The following is a 14,820-nucleotide window of genomic DNA, read 5'->3' as shown; positions in this document are numbered from 1 at the left end:
CATGGCGCGTGTCTTCGAGCATCCGGAAGAACTCCTGGCCTGTATCGGCGAAGTGCTGGGCGAGAGTGACTGGCTCACCGTCGAGCAGTCGCGCATCGACCAGTTCGCGCAGGCCACCGGCGACCACCAGTGGATCCATGTCGACCCCGTGCGCGCGGCCAGCGGCCCCTATGGCACCTGTATCGCCCACGGCTACCTGACGCTGGCGCTGGTCAACCTGTTCCTGCCGCAGATCGTCGAGGTGCGTGGCATTGCCATGGGCGTCAACTACGGCTGCGACCGCGTGCGCTTCCCCAACGTGGTCAAGGCCGGCGCCCGCGTGCGTGGCCGCGCCGAGCTGGTCGCCGCCGAGGCGGTAAAGGGCGCGGTACAGGCCACCGTGCGCGTCAGTGTCGAGATCGAGGGCGAACAACGCCCCGGCTGCGTGGTGGACACCATCAGCCGTTACTACCCCGCATAAGCGGCTCTTCGTAGGAGCGAGCTTGCTCGCGAACGAGTCCCGCTGCGAGGTCGATTCGCGAGCAAGCTCGCTCCTACAGGGCGCCAACCCAGGACTACCGAAGGAACCCATCATGAGAGAAGCCGTCATCGTCTCCACCGCCCGCACCGCCATCGGCAAGGCCTTCCGGGGTGCCTTCAACGACACCGAGGCGCCTGCCATGGGCGGCGCAGTGGTGGCCGAAGTGGTACGCCGCGCCGGCGTCGAGCCGGGCGAGGTGGAGGACGTCATCATCGGCGCCGCCGCGCAGCAGGGCACCCAGGCCTACAACCTCGGCCGCCTCTGCGCCATCGCCGGCGGCCTGCCGTCGAGCGTGGCCGGCATGGCCGTGGAGCGCCAGTGCGCATCGGGCCTGATGAGCATCGCCATCGCCGCCAGGTCCATCGCCTGCAATGAACTGGACATCGCCGTGGCCGGCGGCCTGGAGTCCATTTCCCTGGTGCAGAACAAGCACAAGAACGCCTACCGCAACCAGTCGCAGGCGGTGCTGGCGCACGACCCGGCGGCCTATATCCCGATGATCGAGACCGCCGAGATCGTCGCTGCACGCTACGGCATCAGCCGTGAGGCCCAGGACGCCTATTCGTTGCGCAGCCAGCAGCGCACGGCGGCAGCGCAGCGCGATGGCCTGTTCGCCGACGAAATCCTACCCCTGCACGCCCAGCGCCTGGTGCTGGACAAGGCCACTGGCGAAAGCCGCCACGAAACCGTGCTGATCGACCGCGATGAATGCAACCGTGCCGATACCACGCTTGCCAGCCTCGCTGCGCTGGAACCGGTGTGGCAGGGCGGCCAGTGGAGCGAGGCGGGGCGGTTCATCACCGCCGGCAACGCCTCGCAGCTCTCCGACGGCGCCTCGGCATCGCTGCTGATGGAAGCGCGCGAGGCAGAGCGCCGTGGGCTGCAACCGCTGGGCATCTACCGGGGCCTGGCGGTGGCCGGCTGCAATGCCGACGAGATGGGTATCGGGCCGGTCTTCGCGATCCCCAGGCTGCTGCAGCGCCATGGCCTGAAGATGGACGACATCGGCCTGTGGGAGCTCAACGAAGCCTTTGCCTGCCAGGTGCTGTTCTGCCAGGACAAGCTGGGCATCCCCGATGAGCGCCTGAACGTCAACGGCGGCGCCATTGCCATCGGCCATCCGTTCGGCATGTCCGGCGCACGCATGGCCGGCCACGCGCTGCTGGAAGGGCGTCGGCGTGGCGTGCGTTACGTGGTGGTGAGCATGTGCATCGGCGGTGGCATGGGCGCGGCCGCGCTGTTCGAGGTGGCCTGATGGACGCCCAACTGATCCGCCGGCGCATGGCGCGCTACGTGGAACTGGTGGATGCCGGCGATATCGATGGCATCCTGGCGCTGTATGCCGATGACGCGGTGGTCGAGGACCCGGTGGGCTCGCCCGCGCAGGTCGGGATCGAGGCCATCGCGCGCTTCTACCGCGAAGGGCTCGGCCGCGCCGAAGTCAGCGCCCAGCTCACCGGGCCGGTGCGGGTCACCGGCAACGGTTGCGGCGCCATGCCGTTCCGCGTCGACCTGAACTGGAACGGCACGCCGTGCAGCCTGCATGTGATCGACGTGATGGAGTTCGACGAGCAAGGCCTGATTCGCAGCATGAAGGCGTACTGGGGGGACCTCAACCTGGAACAGCGGCCGGAGTGAAGGCTGCGTCTGGGCCGGGCTGTAACCCGTAGGAGTCCACTCCCGCCTGATCGGTCCGTGCTCCGGTCAGCCCTCACCCTAGCCCTCTCCCAGAGGGAGAGGGGACCGTACGGTGCAGGATGACACTCCAGCGTCAATCGGCACGATCGGCTCCCTCTCCCTGGGGAGAGGGCTGGGGTGAGGGGAAAGCATCGGCACGGGCTTCCCGAGAAAGACTGTTACTCCTACGCACAGCTCATCTCACGGAGCAGACGGGTAATCCGCGTTCTGCGTCTTGCCGGTTTCGTAGAAGGCTTTCAGGTTCAGCGCGATCTTCGCCACGGTCCGCCGCAGCGCGCCGGCCAGCAGCCATTCACCCAGGCGCCCGCCGCGCAGGTCGCCGTCCAGGCTCAGGAGCAGGCGGGTGCGCGCCTCTCCCTCGGGAAGCAGCGCATAGCGGAAACTGGCCTGGCGAAACGGGAAGGGCGGTCCCTGCTCGGCGCGGTGCAGGCGCAGCACCAGGCCCTGGCCTTCGCGCCAGTCGACCACGCTTTCGTCGAGGAAGCCGCGCTTCATGTGCACCCGCCGGCTGGCGCCGAGGCCTTCGCGCGGGCCGGGGTGGAAGTCGCAGCTGGTCAGGCCGGGCACATAGTGCGGTGCCAGGCTGAGGTCGCGCAGGCGCGCCCAGGCGGCGGCGTGGGGCAGGTCGAGAATCAGTTCGTGTCGGGCACTGAGCATGGCGTCATCCCTGGGCCGCTTCGAGGAAGGCAGGGCGCTCGCCGCCGCCGTGCAAGGCAATCTCGGCGCCGCTGACATAGGCCGCCAGCGGTGAAGCCAGATACAGGCAGGCATCGCCGATATCGCCGGGCTCGGCCAGTCGCCCCAGCGGAACAGTACTGGCAACGCGTTGCAGGCCGTCTTCATCACCGTAGTGCAGGTGACTCTGCTCGGTGCGGATCAGCCCGCCGATCACCGCGTTCACCCGCACCTTCGGCGCCCATTCCACCGCCAGCGAGCGGCCCAGGTTGAGCAGCCCGGCCTTGGCTGCGCCATAGGCGGCGGTGCCGGGAGAAGGGCGGGTGGCGCTGACGCTGCAGATGTTGATGATGCTGCCGCCGCTGGGCTGTTGCTGCATGCGCTGGTTGGCCAACTGGCAGAGATTGAGCGGCGCCAGCAGGTTGAGCCGGACGATGGCCTCGGAGAAGCGTGGCGAAGCCTCGGCGGCATTGGTGTGGGGCGCGCCGCCGGCGTTGTTGACCAGCACATCCAGGCGGCCATGGCGTTCATCGATGGCCGCCATCAGGGCCTGCAACTGCTCGAAATCACGCACGTCGCAGGGGATGAACCAGGCCTCACGCCCTTCGTGGCTGGGCAGTTGTTCGGGTGCCTCGCGACCGCAGATCACCACCGCGGCGCCCTGTTCCAGGAAGCGCTGGCTGATGCCCCGGCCCACACCCTTGCCGCCGCCGGTGACCAACACCACCTGGCCGCTGAAATCCAATGCTCTCGTCATGTCCGTTCCTCTCTGGGGAAGGCTTGCAGGCTAGGCGCGGCGGCCTCGCGCGCCCACGTCCGAAGGGACTAGGGCGAAGCCTTGGTTCGAGCATGGTGCGGGCGGTCAGTGAGGTGTCGTTGGATAGCGCCCTTCGCGAGCAAGCTCGCTCCTACGAAGAGCCGTTCGGTTCCAGGGGGCGGTGCCGCTGCCCCGTAGGATGGGTGGAGCGCAGCGATACCCATGCGGTCGGTGCACGGATTCGATGGGTATCGCTGCGCTCCACGCCATCCTACGCAGGGCGGTCCATGCGAACGCCTGCCGTAGTCCTCTCGGACGATGTGGCACCGGCCAGGGCGCCGAAATAATCCCGGCACACTCAATGCCAGGAGCGACGCCATGGCCGCCTTGCCGCAAGGGCACTTCGTCACCCTCAACGACGGACTCCGACTGCATTACCTGGACAACGGCAGCGGTGACGCCGTGCTGTTCATCCACGGCAGTGGCCCCGGCGCCAGCGGGCACAGCAACTTCAAGCAGAACTACCCGGAATTCGCCGCCGCCGGCCATCGCGTGCTGGTGCCGGACCTGCCGGGCTACGGCGCCAGCGACAAGCCGGAAACCGACTACACGCTGGATCTCTTCGTCGATGCCCTGTTCGGCCTGCTCGACGCGCTGGACATTGCCCGCTGCACCCTGGTGGGCAACTCCCTGGGCGGCGCCATCGCCATCAGGATGGCCCTCGACCAGCCGCAGCGCATTGCCCGCCTGGTGCTGATGGCGCCCGGCGGCCTGATGGAGAAGGAGCAGTACTACCTGCAGATGGAAGGGATCCAGAAGATGGGCGCGGCCTTTGCCAACGGTGAACTGAACGACGCCGCCGGCATGCGTCGCCTGCTCTCGCTGCAGCTCTTCGATGCCACACAGATCAGCGATGAAACGGTGCACGAGCGGGTCGCCGTGGTGAAGGAGCAGCCGCGTTGCGTGCTGACCCGCATGCAGGTGCCGAACCTGTCGGCGCAATTGGCCGGGCTGAGCTGCCCGATCCTCGGTTTCTGGGGCATGAACGACAGGTTCTGCCCGGCCAGCGGCGCACAGACGCTGATGCAGGCGTGCCGCAACATCCGCTTCGTGCTGCTCAGCGAGTGCGGGCACTGGGTGATGGTCGAGCACCGTGCGCTGTTCAATCGCGAAGTGCTGGCCTTCCTCGCGGAGGACGCCGCATGAGCGAGCTGCTCCAGCGTCAGCACGCCGATGAACTCTACGCCGCGCTCATGGAGGGCCGCACCCTGGCGCCGCTCACCGAGCGTTGGGCCGAGATCGGCATCGAGGATGCCTACCGCATCTCCCAGCACATGCTGCAACGCCGCCTGGCCGACGGCGACGAGCTGGTGGGCAAGAAGATCGGCGTCACCTCCGCAGCCGTGCAGCGCATGCTCGACGTGCACCAGCCGGACTTCGGTTTCATCACCCGGCGGATGTGGTTCGCCAATGGCGCCGACATCTCGCTCGCGGAAAACCGCCTGATCCAGCCCCGCGCCGAGGGTGAGATCGCCTTCCGCCTCAAGCACGACTTGAAGGGCCCCGGCGTGACCGAGGCCGATGTGCTGGCGGCCAGCGAATGCGTGATGGCCTGCTTCGAGATCGTCGATTCGCGTATCCACGACTGGAAGATCCGCATCCAGGACACCGTGGCCGACAACGCTTCCTGCGGCGTGTTCGTCCTCGGTGAAGTGGAACGCGACCCGCGCGAGCTGGACCTGCCCAATCTGCGCATGCGCGTGCGCAAGAACGGCGTGCCGATCAGCGAGGGCCTGGGGTCGGCGGTGCAGGGCAACCCGCTCACCGCCGTAGCTTGGCTGGCCAACACCCTGGGCGCCTTCGGCATCCCCTTCAAGGCGGGCGAAATCATCCTCTCCGGCTCGCTGGTGCCCCTGGAGCCGGCGCGTGCCGGCGACCGTTTCGAACTGGATATCGACGGCCTGGGCAGCGCCCGGGTGTCCTTCCGTGCATAGGAGTCATCCATGAGCAAGAAACTACGGGCCGCGATCATCGGCCCAGGCAACATCGGCACCGACCTGCTGATGAAGATGCGCCGGTCCGAGTGGATCGAACCGGTGTGGATGGTTGGCGTCGACCCGTCTTCGGATGGCCTGGCGCGTGCCCGCGAGTTCGGCCTGAAGACCACCGCCGAGGGCGTCGATGGCCTGCTGCCGCATGTGCTGGACGACGACATCCGCATCGCCTTCGATGCCACCTCCGCCTACGTGCATGCCGAGAACAGCCGCAAGCTCAATGCCCTCGGCGTGATCATGGTCGACCTCACCCCGGCGGCCATCGGGCCGTTCTGCGTGCCGCCGGTGAACCTCGCCGAGCACGCCGGCAACCTGGCGATGAACGTCAACATGGTCACCTGCGGCGGCCAGGCCACGATTCCCATGGTGGCGGCGGTCTCGCGAGTGCAACCGGTGGATTACGCGGAGATCGTCGCCACCGTTTCGTCCCGCTCTGTCGGCCCGGGCACGCGCAAGAACATCGACGAATTCACCCGCACCACCTCTGGCGCGATCGAGCAGGTCGGCGGGGCGAAGCAGGGCAAGGCGATCATCGTCATCAACCCCGCCGAGCCGCCGCTGATGATGCGCGACACCATCCATTGCCTGACCGCCGGCACGCCGGACCAGGCGGCAATCCGCAGCTCGGTGTACGAGATGATCCGCGAGGTGCAGCGCTACGTGCCGGGCTACAAGCTGATCAACGGCCCGGTGTTCGAGGGCAACCGCGTCTCGGTGTACCTGGAGGTGGAAGGCCTGGGCGACTACCTGCCCAAGTCCGCCGGCAACCTCGACATCATGACCGCCGCCGGCCTGCGCACCGCCGAGATGTTCGCCGAACAAGCCCACCAGGGCGCCCTGCAATTGCCGGCCCGCCAAGGAGTAACAGCATGAACCTGCAAGGTAAGAAGGTCCGCCTGCACGACATGAGCCTGCGCGACGGCATGCATGCCAAGCGCCACCAGATCAGCCTGGAGCAGATGGTTTCTGTGGCTACCGGCCTCGACGAGGCTGGCGTGCCGCTGATCGAGATCACCCATGGCGATGGCCTGGGAGGCGCCTCGGTGAACTACGGCTTCCCGGCCCACAGCGACCGCGAGTACTTCGAGGCGGTGATTCCCAGGCTCAAGCAGGCCAAGGTTTCGGCGCTGCTGCTGCCGGGTATCGGTACCGTCGAGCACCTGAAGATGGCCCACGGTTGCGGTGTGTCCACTATCCGCGTGGCGACCCACTGCACCGAGGCGGACGTTTCCGAGCAGCACATCGGCATGTCCCGCGAGATGGGCCTGGATACCGTCGGCTTCCTGATGATGGCGCACATGGTCAGCGCCGAGCAGCTGCTGGAACAGGCGCGGCTGATGGAGAGCTTCGGCGCCAACTGCATCTACTGCACCGACTCGGCCGGCTACATGCTGCCGGCGGAGGTCAGCGAGAAGATCGGCCTGCTGCGCGCCGAGCTGAAGCCGCAGACCGAGGTCGGCTTCCACGGCCACCACAACCTGGGCATGGCCATCGCCAACTCCCTGGCCGCCATCGAAGCCGGCGCTGTGCGCATCGATGGCTCGGTGGCCGGCCTGGGTGCGGGTGCCGGTAACACGCCGCTGGAAGTCTTCGTCGCCGTGCTCAAGCGCATGGGCGTGGATTGCGGCGTCGACCTGTACGGCATCATGGATGTCGCCGAGGACCGCGTGGTGCCGATGATGGACCAGCCGATCCGCCTCGACCGTGACGCGCTGACCCTGGGCTACGCCGGCGTCTACAGCTCCTTCCTGCTGTTCGCCAAGCGTGCCGAGGCGCGCTATGCCATCTCTGCCCGCGACCTGCTGGTGGAGTTGGGACGGCGCGGCACCGTCGGTGGCCAGGAAGACATGATCGAGGACCTGGCCCTGACCATGGCGGCCAAGGCCGGGCTGCTGCCGACCTGAGTGGAACCGCGCCGGCTGCCTTGCGCGCAGCCGGCGCAGTGTTCAGTCGGGCAGGCCGGCCTGGCGGAAGCCTGCGACGAAGTGCTCGCGCACTGCCGCATCGCGCAGCGGCTCGGTCTCCACCCAGTGACGGATGGTGAAGCCCGGATTGCTGACCAGGAAGAATTCGCTCTCCGCATGGGCTTCGTCCAAACGGCCCAACTGCGCCAGGCTGGCGGCGAGGAAGCGCCGTGAGCTGCTGCGGTAGGTCTCGTCGCGGCGCAGGGTCTGGATGGCGCCCTGGTAATCGCGCGCGGCGTACTGCGCCTGGCCGAGGGTCAGGTAGTACCAGCCAGCGGGGAAGGGGTTGAGGCGAAAGGCCCGGCGGATGTACTCCAGGCCATCGTCGATGCGCCCGGCCAATACCGTGACATCGGACAACGCCGTCCAGGCGTCGGCATCGTTCGGGTCCAGCTCGATGGCGCGCTGGAACTGCGCGTCGGCTTCCTCGTACTGGCGTTCGTAGGTCAGCAGGTAGGCCAGGTTCCAGCGGCAGCCGGCATCGTTGGGGTCGATGGCCACGGCCTCGCGCGCCTGCGCCAGGGCCGTTTCGCGCTCGAGCGGTGTCGGCCCGCCGCTGTGTATCCAGCCCATCCAGTGGTTCATCGCCAGCCAGCGTCGTGCCTCGGCGTACTGCGGGTCGAGGGTGATGGCGCGGCTCAACATCAGCTGCGCTTCGCGCGCCGCCAGCGGCGAATCGTCCATCAAGCGGCGAGCGCGCACGCACAGCTCGTAGGCCTCCAGGCTCTTCGGGCGATTGCGTGGCAGTGGCGTGCGCAGGTGGCCGAGCAGGGCCTGGATGATTTGCCCGGTGAGCTGGTCCTGCAGGTCGAAGAGGTCCTCAAGGCGGCTCTCGAAACGCTCGGCCCAGAGGTGCTCGCCGGTGCTGGCGTCCACCAGTTGGGCGTTGATCCGCACACGTGCAGCGGCACGCCGGGCGCTGCCCTCGAGCAGGTAGCGCACGCCCAGCTCGCGGGCGATCTCGCGCACGTCCATGGCCTTGCCCTTGTAGGCGAAGGCCGAGGTGCGGGCGATGACGAACAGCCCGCCGACACGCGACAGCTCGGTGGTCAGGTCCTCGCTGAGGCCGTCGACGAAGAGTGCCTGCTGCGGGTCGTCGCCGAGGTTGACGAAGGGCAGCACGGCGATCGACGGCTCCTCCGGCGGGGCCGGCAGCCTGCGTGGCGCATCCGCCAGGCGCTGTACGCTGCCGCTGAAGCGATAGCCGACACGCGGCACGGTGGTGATCCACGAGCCGCCGTCAGGCGCCTCGCCCAGCACCTTGCGCAGCTGGGCGATCTGCACGGTGAGGTTGCCTTCCTCGACGACCAGGCCGGGCCAGGTAGCGTCCATCAGCTCGGCCTTGGTGCGAATCTCGCCCGGCCTGTCGAGGAGGGTCTGCAGCAGGTTCAGCGCGCGAAAACCAATGGCGACGGGTCGCTCGTCGCGCTTGAGCAGGCCGGCAGCGCCATCGAGCACGAAGGGGCCGAAAGCCAGACGCGATTGCTGCATGACGCCCCCTTTGCAAGTTTTTGCAAGTGTTTGGCGCCGCTTGAGGACGGCGCTGCGGGCTACCGCCATGCTCGGCCCCAAGAGGCACGAGATGAACGGAGGTTGCCATGAACCATACTCCCCGCCTGCTGCTGCCGGAAGTCTCGCTGCGGTCGCTCAGCCTGCCGACCCTGTGGCAATTGCTTGCCCTCTGGCAGGCGCGTGCACGGCTGCGCCGCCAGCTCGCCGGGATGGCCAGGGCCAATCCGCACCTGATCGAGGACATCGGCCTGACGCGGCGCCAGGTGGCGCTGGAGATCGCCAAACCGTTCTGGCGAGCGTGACCCTTACTTTTCCAGACCCAGCCGCTGATGCCACTGGGCGATGGACTCCTGCGGGTAGTCGTCGAATTGCAGATCCTGCGGGCCGGCCGCCACCTCGACCCAGTCGGCCTTCGAGCGCAGCAGCAGATGCGTGTGTTCGGGTGGTACCGGCAAGGGCGTGTCGATGGCCGAGGCGAAGGGATGGATCAGCTCCGGCCAGCGCGCGTCGTAGAGCCACAGGCCGCTGCCGCACAGGCTGCAGAAGTGCCGTTCGGCGCCGCTGGTATGGGTGCGCTGGCCTTCCTCGCGGATTTTCGCGTGGTAGATGCTGATGTGCTGGCGCCCGCGCACCTTGAGGCTGGCGGCGTCGCCGCCGAGGTTGATGGCGTAACCGCCGCCGCCCTGGGTCTTGCGGCAGATCGAGCAGTAGCAGCGCTGGTAAGGGTAGGGATGGGCGCTGTGCAGGCTGAAGTGCACGGCGCCGCAGTGGCAGGAACCTTCGAGCAGCATGGCTTCTCTCCATCTGGGATAGCTGGGCAGAGACATGCGGGCGCGCCGGGAATTCCAGCGCATCGCAGCAACGGGACTGGTCGTGCCCCGTGCAGTAGACTAGCTGCCCGCCCAGCGCCGGACTCTGCCCATGCTCAGGAATTTCACCGACCTCGATCTGCGCCTGCTGCGCATCTTCGCCTCCGTGGTGAAGTGCGGCGGCTTCACCGCGGCGCAGGCCGAACTGAACATGAGCCAGTCGAACATCAGCATGCACATCGGCAGCCTGGAAAAGCGCCTGGGCTACCGGCTGTGCGAGCGCGGCAAGGGTGGCTTCCGCCTGACCGCGAAAGGGCAGCGGATTCTCGATGCGTCGCAGGCGATGTTCGATGCCATCGGACTGTTCCGCGACCAGGCGCAGGCGCTCTCCGGTAAGCTGGTGGGCGAGCTGTACCTGGGGTTGGCGGACAATGTCACGACGCTGCCGCAGGCACGCTTCGACGAGACCCTGGCGGCCTTCCACGGCCGCGAGCAGGACGTGCAGCTGAACCTCTACGTGAATTCGCCCACCGAACTGGAACTGGCGGTGATCGACGGCCAGCTGGACCTGGCGATCTCGTATTTCAGCCGCACGCGGCCGACCCTGGATTACCTGTCGCTGTACACCGAGGAAATCGGCGTGTTCTGCGGCGAGCGCCACCCGCTGTTCACCGCGCGCAAGCCGACGCTGCGCCAGATCGCCGACTGCAACTGGGTGCGCCACGGCTTCCTGCCGGCTGACCAGGAACTGCCGTTCCGCCCCGAACGCAGCAGCGCCACCGCGCATCACATGGAGGCAGTGGCGCATTCGGTGCTGGCCGGTACGCACCTGGGCTACCTGCCGACCCACTACGCGAACATCTGGGTCGAACGCGGGCGCATGAAGCCGCTGCTACCGGAAAAGCTCTGCTACGAGGTGACTCACAGCATGATCACCTATGCCGGGCGGCCCCGCAGCGAGGCCGCCCGCGCGTTCATCGAGGACCTGCTGAGCGTCCACGGGCTCGGGCCTGGGGTTTAGCCGAGGACGCCGTTGACGGCGTTGAGATAGATGCGCGAGTAGTCCTCGGCCTGCAGCGGCAGGGCGTTGGTCTCGGAGGATGAGATGTCCGCCACGGCCTGTTCGCCGACCCACTGCGCATCCTCGCCATCCAGGCCCAGTTCCTTCAGGGAGTGGGGAATGCCCACCGCCGAACGCAGCTCCAGCACCCAGCCGAGCAGGCTGTCGAAGCTCGCCTCCGGCAGCTCCAGGTAGCGGGCCAGGCGCGTGGCGTCGGCCTCGATGGCCGGACGGTTGGCCACCAGCACGTAGGGCAACAGCACCGCGTTGAGCAGGCCGTGGTGTTTGTGGTGCTTGGCGCCCAGCGGGTGGGCCAGCGCATGGACGCCACCCAGTCCCTTCTGGAAGGCCACGGCGGCGCTGGCCGAGGCCACCAGCATGCCTTCGCGCGCGGCAAGGTCGGTGCCATTGTGCACCGCACGCTGCAGATGCTCTTTCACCAGGCGCACGCCTTCGATGGCGACGCCGGCCGACATCGGGTGGTAGAGCGGCGAGAACAGCGATTCCAGGTGATGGGTCAGGGCATCCATGCCGGTGGCGGCGGTAAGCGATTTCGGCAGGCCGACAGTGAGCATCGGGTCAAGGATCACCGAGCGCGCCAGCAGCTCGCGGTGGCCGACGACGATCTTGATGTTGCGTGCAGTGTCGGTCAGCACAGCCTCGCGGCCCAGCTCGGAGCCGGTGCCGGCGGTGGTGGGAATGGCGATTAGCGGCGGCAGGTCGAGGGCGGGGTGGTCGCCCAGGGTCGGGTAGCGCGCGATCAGCTGTGACCATTCGAAGTTGTGCAGACCGTTGGCGTCGCGGCTGAGCAGGGCGATGCCCTTGGCGGCATCCAGGGCGCTGCCGCCGCCCAGGGCGATCAGCGAGTCGTGCTTTCCGTCTGCCAGGGCGCGGGCGCCCGCGTTGACTTCCTCCAGCGCGGGATTGCTGGAGAAACCGTGGAACAGTGCGTAATCGATGCCGGCGGCTTCCAGGCGCCGACGCACCTCGTGCAGCGGCGGCAGTTCGAGCATGCCGGGGTCGGTGACCAGCAGCGGCTTGCGCATCCCGGCGAGGCGGCAGCGCTCGGCCAGTTGGTCGAGTGCACCAACGCCGCAGAGGATTTCCGTGGGGTAGTTCCAGTAGTTCAGGGTGGACATGACAAGCTCCGGACTTCAGGCATGGCCTGCCCGTGCCGGCTATTCATGAAGCCAGCGGCGGGAAGGTGGGGAAAGGCGGGCGCCGGTCTGTACCGGCGCCGATGATTCAGGCGGGCTGGCTCAGCCGACCGCGCGGCCGGCGAAACTCAGGCTGGTGGCGATGCGGCGGTGCGGCTTGGCGATGAACAGGTAGGCCAGGCCGAACAGCGCGAGAGCGGAGAACACCACGACCACTGCCCAGACCTGGAACCAGGGCGCGCCGGGCGGGGCGAGCATCTCCCGCGGCCAGGCCACGTTGATCGCCTCGAACACCAGCCAGACCACGGCGATGACGTTGACCAGCAGGCCCTTGCGACCAAGCTTCAGCGCGCCCTTGTCCGGGTCCCAGCGGCCGCTCAGGCGGGCGTACAGCGCGCTGGCGGCGACGATCAGGAAGACGAAGAAGAAGCCGCCGCTGCCGAAGGCGATCAGCGTGCCGACCGCCGTGGCGTTCAGCCCCAGCGCCAGGCCCAGGCTGGCCAGCAGGGTGCTGCAGACCATCGCGGCCATCGGCACCTTGCGCTTGTCGACGCGGCGCAGCAGCGCGGAGCCGGGCAGGATTTCATCGCGGGCCATGCCGAAGATGGCGCGGCCGATGTAGGTCTGCACCGAGACCACGCAGGCGACGAAGGCGACCAGCACGATGGCCACGAACGGGTGCTCGGCCCAGGCACCGAAGGCGTCCACCACGGCGGGTGTCACCGGGTCGATGATCTGCCCGCTGACCACGGCGGCCGGGTCCTTGTACGACAGGGTGACGGCGAAGGCGGTGAGCATCACCGTCAGCCCGACCACCAGCATCGAACGCAGGATGGCGCGGGGCGTGGAGACGCGGGCGTCGGTGGTTTCCTCGGAAATCTGCGAGCAGGCATCGAAGCCGAGGAAGGCCCAGCCACCCACGGCCAGCGCGGTGAGGAAGCCGCTCCAGTAGGTGCCGCCGGAGACTTCCAGGGCATTCAGGCTGCTGAACAGCATCGCGAAGGAGTGGTTGCGGAAGAACAGCAGCAACAGCACGCCGATGCCGATGGAGGCGATGGCCTCGGCGAAGATGCCGGCGTTGACGAAGTACTTCAGCGGGTTGATGCCCAGCAGGTTCACTCCCAGCCCCAGGGCCAGCAGCGCCGCGCCGCAGACTACCTGCGCGTTGGCCGACGGCGGTTCGCCGGTCAGCAGCAGGCCGAGCCAGAAACCGCCGAGGTAGGCCACGGTGGTCAGCGAGGCGAGGGCGGAGGCGAGGTAGAGGAAGCCGGTGAACCAGGCGGCGCGGTCACCGATGAGGCGGCGCACCCACTGGTAGCAGCCGCCGGCCAGGGGAAACTGCGAGGACAATTCGGCGTACACCAGGGCCACGGTCAACTGCAGCAGCAGGCACAGGGGCACGACCCACACCCAGGACGGCCCGACGCTCATGGCGCCCAGCGACATTACCGAGTAGATGCCGACGACCGGGGAAATGGTGGCGAAGCCGACCGAGAACGACGACCACAGGTTCAGCCCGCGGTCCAGTTCCTGGCGGTAGCCGTGGCTGGCGAGCAGGCTTTCGTCGCCGTTGCTGTTGGGGGCCACGGGGTTGCGAAGGTCAGACATGCCGGCCTCCGGTGTTCTGGGCAAAGGGGGATTCACGGCCAGGCATGAGCGGGCAAAGGCACATGGGAGATCCTCGGGGCAGTTGGAGTTGTTATCGAGAACCCGCGTCTCTAGAGGACGACTGAGTAGCTGGCGCTGTCAATGCAGCGCGTTGCCAGAGTAGGGGGCTGCCGCATCAGGGAAAATTCATATTTGATTGAGCTGACATCAGTTGGGGCTGATGTTTAAGGCCTGGTGCGTGGAATGATGCCAGCGCAGCGCCGGGGCGCAATGGATTGTCCTGTGTGCGCGCGCTGTCGGCGCTATCGTTCTGTGCTGGTATGGGCGGTCGGGCGGTCAACCTGCAGGAGCGAGCTGGCTCGCGAAAAGGCCAGGCGCACACCGGGGTCGTCGGGAAGGATGCGGGTTGGCGAGCAGGCTCGCTCCTGCACAAGGCAACCAGGTCGATGCTGGGGATGGGGAACCGGGAGCGGCGGTGCGCTCCCGGTGTGAAGCGCTATCAGCAGTGCTTGTCCTGCTCGGCCCTCTTCGCGGCGTCGGGCTGGGCATTCTGTGCGGTCTGCTGCTCGGCATCGGTCTTGGCGCGGGTGGCCTGCATGGCCTGATAGTTGGCTTGGGTCAGGCGGTTGGTCATCAGCGGTGACTCTTCGGCCATGGAAGCCTGGCTGGCGAGCAGGGCGGCGAGGATCAGGGCACTGGCAGTGAGCAGTTTCATGCGGAAATTCTCGGGTAATGGAGTTCTGGTGGGTGATTGCTCGCGAGTGGCCACAGTCTACTGATGGGTCACCGGGCGAACCCATGAGGAAAACTGCTGGAAATGATCGAATCGCCGTGCGCTCAGCGCATCGGTATCTACCGGTGCTGCCCGGTAAATCCGTGGATGCGCCGAAGGCTCTGGGTTGCAGCCAGGTGTTGAGCGCAGTCGGCTGAGTTCGGACTGATCGAAAAAACACCGATCATTAAGGCTGGCTAACGAATCCATGCAAGCGGCCTAATGAGTCGCGAG

At 67.4% G+C, this 14,820-nt stretch carries 16 protein-coding genes; 9 read left to right on the top strand and 7 right to left on the bottom strand.

Annotated elements, in window-relative coordinates; all coding sequences use genetic code 11:
• Nucleotide 1 precedes the first annotated feature (1 nt).
• The 3 genes from N5C91_RS16455 (at nt 2) to N5C91_RS16445 (ending at nt 2,158) form a co-directional block, all read left to right on the top strand.
• Complete coding sequence (locus N5C91_RS16455) at nt 2-460, top strand: MaoC family dehydratase (protein WP_279830555.1); 459 nt, start codon at nt 2-4, stop codon at nt 458-460.
• Nucleotides 461-572: 112 nt separating this feature from the next.
• Complete coding sequence (locus N5C91_RS16450) at nt 573-1,775, top strand: acetyl-CoA C-acyltransferase (protein ID WP_279830554.1); 1,203 nt, start codon at nt 573-575, stop codon at nt 1,773-1,775.
• Nucleotides 1,772-2,158 carry a nuclear transport factor 2 family protein gene (locus N5C91_RS16445; RefSeq protein ID WP_347815401.1) on the top strand — a complete coding sequence of 129 codons (387 nt, stop codon included), beginning with the start codon at nt 1,772-1,774 and terminating at the stop codon, nt 2,156-2,158. The genes N5C91_RS16450 and N5C91_RS16445 overlap by 4 nt, the downstream gene beginning before the upstream one ends.
• 240 nt (nt 2,159-2,398) lie before the next feature.
• On the opposite strand, the gene N5C91_RS16440 is transcribed toward N5C91_RS16445, so the two are convergent.
• Both N5C91_RS16440 and N5C91_RS16435 read right to left on the bottom strand, forming a co-directional pair.
• Nucleotides 2,399-2,875 carry an SRPBCC family protein gene (locus N5C91_RS16440; protein ID WP_279830549.1) on the bottom strand — a complete coding sequence of 159 codons (477 nt, stop codon included), beginning with the start codon at nt 2,873-2,875 and terminating at the stop codon, nt 2,399-2,401.
• A 4-nt stretch (nt 2,876-2,879) separates the two neighbouring features.
• A complete protein-coding gene (locus tag N5C91_RS16435; RefSeq protein ID WP_279830547.1) occupies nt 2,880-3,650 on the bottom strand; it encodes an SDR family oxidoreductase in 771 nt (256 codons plus the stop codon).
• 378 nt (nt 3,651-4,028) lie between these two features.
• Between N5C91_RS16435 and N5C91_RS16430 the strand changes: the two genes are divergently transcribed.
• The 4 genes from N5C91_RS16430 to dmpG are packed head-to-tail and all read left to right on the top strand — an operon-like array spanning nt 4,029 to nt 7,608.
• On the top strand, nt 4,029-4,856 hold the full coding sequence (locus N5C91_RS16430; protein WP_279830546.1) for an alpha/beta fold hydrolase: 828 nt from the start codon (nt 4,029-4,031) through the stop codon (nt 4,854-4,856).
• Nucleotides 4,853-5,644 carry a fumarylacetoacetate hydrolase family protein gene (locus tag N5C91_RS16425; protein WP_279830544.1) on the top strand — a complete coding sequence of 264 codons (792 nt, stop codon included), beginning with the start codon at nt 4,853-4,855 and terminating at the stop codon, nt 5,642-5,644. The genes N5C91_RS16430 and N5C91_RS16425 overlap by 4 nt, the downstream gene beginning before the upstream one ends.
• 9 nt (nt 5,645-5,653) lie before the next feature.
• Nucleotides 5,654-6,577, top strand: coding sequence for an acetaldehyde dehydrogenase (acetylating) (locus N5C91_RS16420; RefSeq protein WP_279830542.1), 924 nt, complete (start codon nt 5,654-5,656; stop codon nt 6,575-6,577).
• Nucleotides 6,574-7,608: a 4-hydroxy-2-oxovalerate aldolase gene (gene dmpG, locus N5C91_RS16415; RefSeq protein ID WP_279830541.1), complete on the top strand. Its 1,035-nt coding sequence runs from the start codon at nt 6,574-6,576 to the stop codon at nt 7,606-7,608. Before N5C91_RS16420 ends, dmpG begins: the two co-directional genes overlap by 4 nt.
• Before the next feature lie 42 nt (nt 7,609-7,650).
• On the opposite strand, the gene N5C91_RS16410 is transcribed toward dmpG, so the two are convergent.
• Nucleotides 7,651-9,159, bottom strand: a complete 1,509-nt coding sequence (locus N5C91_RS16410) for a winged helix-turn-helix domain-containing protein (RefSeq protein ID WP_279830540.1) — start codon at nt 9,157-9,159, stop codon at nt 7,651-7,653.
• 107 nt (nt 9,160-9,266) lie between these two features.
• On the opposite strand from N5C91_RS16410, the gene N5C91_RS16405 reads away from it, so the two are divergent.
• Nucleotides 9,267-9,482: a hypothetical protein gene (locus N5C91_RS16405; RefSeq protein ID WP_236175115.1), complete on the top strand. Its 216-nt coding sequence runs from the start codon at nt 9,267-9,269 to the stop codon at nt 9,480-9,482.
• 3 nt (nt 9,483-9,485) lie between these two features.
• On the opposite strand, the gene N5C91_RS16400 is transcribed toward N5C91_RS16405, so the two are convergent.
• Entirely contained in the window at nt 9,486-9,971 is a 486-nt protein-coding gene (locus N5C91_RS16400) for a GFA family protein (RefSeq protein WP_279830537.1), read from the bottom strand.
• A gap of 130 nt (nt 9,972-10,101) precedes the next feature.
• On the opposite strand from N5C91_RS16400, the gene N5C91_RS16395 reads away from it, so the two are divergent.
• The gene (locus N5C91_RS16395) at nt 10,102-11,010 is read left to right on the top strand and encodes a LysR family transcriptional regulator (RefSeq protein ID WP_236201968.1); all 909 of its coding nucleotides are present in this window, start codon (nt 10,102-10,104) and stop codon (nt 11,008-11,010) included.
• Here the strand turns inward: N5C91_RS16395 and N5C91_RS16390 are convergent.
• From N5C91_RS16390 to N5C91_RS16380, 3 genes are all read right to left on the bottom strand, one after another.
• Nucleotides 11,007-12,188: an iron-containing alcohol dehydrogenase gene (locus N5C91_RS16390; protein WP_279830536.1), complete on the bottom strand. Its 1,182-nt coding sequence runs from the start codon at nt 12,186-12,188 to the stop codon at nt 11,007-11,009. The two genes, N5C91_RS16395 and N5C91_RS16390, sit on opposite strands and share 4 nt — an antisense overlap.
• 120 nt (nt 12,189-12,308) lie before the next feature.
• Nucleotides 12,309-13,814, bottom strand: coding sequence for an APC family permease (locus tag N5C91_RS16385; RefSeq protein WP_279830535.1), 1,506 nt, complete (start codon nt 13,812-13,814; stop codon nt 12,309-12,311).
• Between the two features lie 499 nt (nt 13,815-14,313).
• Nucleotides 14,314-14,529, bottom strand: coding sequence for a hypothetical protein (locus tag N5C91_RS16380; protein WP_279830534.1), 216 nt, complete (start codon nt 14,527-14,529; stop codon nt 14,314-14,316).
• Nucleotides 14,530-14,820 lie beyond the last annotated feature (291 nt).

The sequence above is a fragment of the Pseudomonas sp. GD03903 genome (assembly GCF_029840045.1).
GTDB classification, from domain to species: Bacteria; Pseudomonadota; Gammaproteobacteria; order Pseudomonadales; family Pseudomonadaceae; genus Pseudomonas; species Pseudomonas pseudonitroreducens.
The sequence above is the reverse complement of the archived record's forward strand: the minus strand, read 5'-3'. Positions and strand labels throughout refer to the sequence as shown.